This is a genomic window from Vibrio sp. 1288 (assembly GCF_033344475.1).
Genome location: NZ_JAWPOX010000338.1, coordinates 1 through 806 on the forward strand (window position 1 = coordinate 1; position 806 = coordinate 806).

At 46.2% G+C, this 806-nt stretch carries 1 protein-coding gene and 1 pseudogene; both read right to left on the reverse strand.

Annotated features, from left to right (window positions below; all coding sequences use genetic code 11):
* The coding region (locus R8O11_RS26620; RefSeq protein ID WP_318194795.1) for a methylglyoxal synthase at nucleotides 1-443 on the reverse strand (443 nt) is incomplete at its 3' end.
* Between the two features lie 63 nt (nucleotides 444-506).
* Nucleotides 507-806: pseudogene (locus R8O11_RS26625) on the reverse strand (TMAO reductase system protein TorT); the annotation flags it as partial.

Genomic DNA, 806 nt, shown 5'->3' on the forward strand with positions numbered 1-806 from the left:
GCAAGGTAAGCTTCGTAATCTGGCACTTCGATGTCGACTTCTTGTTCTAGAAGAGGAGAGTCGAAGAGGAATTTTGCCGTTGCACGGTTAGTCGCAACTGGGATGTTCCAAACACTCGCAATACGAAGTAGGGCTTTCACATCAGGGTCGTGAGGTACGGCGTTTAGTGGATCCCAGAAGAAGACCAACACATCGATTTTACCTTCCGAAATCAATGCTCCGAGTTGTTGGTCGCCACCCATCGGGCCGCTGATCATACTCTTAATTGCTAAGCCAGTTTCTTTGCTCAGCATGTGGCCAGTTGTGCCTGTAGCGTACAAGAAATGGCGTTGCAGCTTTTCTTTATTCTCTTTTACCCAGCGAAGTAGCTCAGGTTTGCAATTGTCGTGGGCAACCAATGCCACGTGTTTATGCGCAGGCATGGTACGAGTCGTTTTTTGCATCAAGTTATTCCGATTTTATGATTATGAACTGGTTATCTATCAATAAAACACTTTTTTAGCGCATCAATCAACAGCCTTTATGCTGAATGTCGGCCTATATTCTGACGGAGATAACGATTCTTCAATTGTGTCATCGTGAAGCGTCTTTGGCGTCAGTGGTTTGATGATTGGCGATGCCTGTTTTTCATACGGTTGATGGCGTAAATAGTGCGCCGCTTGCATGACAGACAGGCGGCCTTGCTGCACCATTTTGTCTGTCGGAGCAAAAAGCACTTTATTGCGCAGAAGACCACGATACACACCGTGACTCAAATACACCGATACCAAACCAATATCATGGGTTTTATCTGCGCTGCGCAATTC